This window comes from Polynucleobacter sp. 39-46-10, from assembly GCF_002282275.1.
The window spans coordinates 1-1,567 of sequence record NZ_NCJB01000445.1; the positions used below are offsets into that span (position 1 = coordinate 1).

At 45.4% G+C, this 1,567-nt stretch carries 2 protein-coding genes; both read left to right on the forward strand.

Features of this window, described 5'->3' with window-relative positions; genetic code table 11:
• The first annotated feature begins 159 nt into the window (after positions 1–159).
• Entirely contained in the window at positions 160–531 is a 372-nt protein-coding gene (locus B7X71_RS16635; protein ID WP_293601552.1) for a hypothetical protein, read from the forward strand.
• A 46-nt stretch (positions 532–577) separates the two neighbouring features.
• Positions 578–1,555: a homoserine kinase gene (locus B7X71_RS16640; protein ID WP_293598686.1), complete on the forward strand. Its 978-nt coding sequence runs from the start codon at positions 578–580 to the stop codon at positions 1,553–1,555.
• Positions 1,556–1,567 lie beyond the last annotated feature (12 nt).

The following is a 1,567-nucleotide window of genomic DNA, read 5'->3' on the forward strand; positions in this document are numbered from 1 at the left end:
GTAGCTAGAACCGTCTACCAACAAGAGTCTATGTTTAGTCATACCGCAATCGTACAATCTAGTTGCTAACTGCCTACGGATCGGGTTCAAATCCTCCTGAAAAGAGGCCAATAAAGGTGAAAAATGATGCAAGCTCTAACTAACTTACTCCACTCTTCTGTGAGCCAACCCCTTGTTCTAACAAGCTTTTTAGTGGCTTTTGCCTCTTTCGGCTTCAATTCAGCGCATGCTCAAAATAATTCTCAGGCACTGAGCCCATCCGAACTACAGCGCATTAACAATCAGCCATTAGCTCCTGCCGTCAGCGCATCTCAAGCAACCAATGCACCAGAAGGCCGTAAACCGAGCTTTCAGCATAAAGAGGCTACCGGTACTGAAATTACTGAATATAAAGATACAAACGCACCTACTCAGGTTGATGTAAAGACACGCTATACCAACTATGAAATGGCACCCCCAGCGACCGTCATGCCAGGCGTCCCAAAAGAAACTGATCTCATTAGCGTTCCTAGTATCAGCATTCCTTTTTAATCGCTGACACTCTGCATCCCACCATTCGCATCTTTCACTTTTAGTCATGGCCGTCTTCACACCTGTTGAACTGAGTGATATCTCTGATTGGATTACAGCTGATTTTGATATTGGACAAGCGGTTGATATTCGCGGCATTCATGGTGGCATCGAGAACTCCAATTTCTTTCTCGACACTGAAAAGAACGGCAAGAAACAGGAATACGTTCTCACTATTTTTGAGAGGCTGTCAGCAGGCCAGTTGCCGTATTACTTAGAGTTGATGCGTCACTTGGCAAACAAAGGCATTCTAGTACCTAAGCCACTCGAGAATAAACACGGGCAGATTCTGTTTAACCTAAAGGGTAAGCCTGCAGCGATTGTGAGCAAACTCCCTGGCCTTTCCCGGCTCGCTCCTGAAGCAAAGCATTGCGCTCTGGTTGGTGAAAATTTAGCCAAGATGCATTTAGCTGGTAGTGACTTCAAGCACACCCAAGAAAATCTTCGCAGCCTGTCTTGGTGGAAAAAAACTGTTCCTCTGGTACTCACCCACTTGATTGATTCTCAAAAAGAATTACTCACAACCGAACTCGCTACTCAAGAAAAATTCTTTACCTCAGAGGCATATACTTCGCTGCCGCAAGGGGCAAGCCACTGCGATCTGTTTAGAGATAACGTACTATTCGACCCCCAAGGTGCTGGCGATAGCTCTCTAGATCAGCTAGGTGGTTTCTTCGACTTTTATTTCGCTGGAACAGATAAGTGGTTATTTGATTTAGCGGTTACAGTAAACGATTGGTGCCTTGCCGAAAATAAACAGGATTTAGATCCTGCTCGCTTCATGGCGCTAATGGATGCCTATCAATCTGTTCGACCACTTACCGACAGCGAGAAAGCAAGTTGGCCACTAATGGTGCGTGCTGCAGCTCTGCGGTTTTGGATTTCTCGCTTGTGGGATTTTTACTTGCCGCGTGATGCGCAAATGCTGACCCCACATGACCCTCGTCATTTTGAAAATATTCTCTTAAGTCGCAAAGCAATATGAAACTAAATTCTG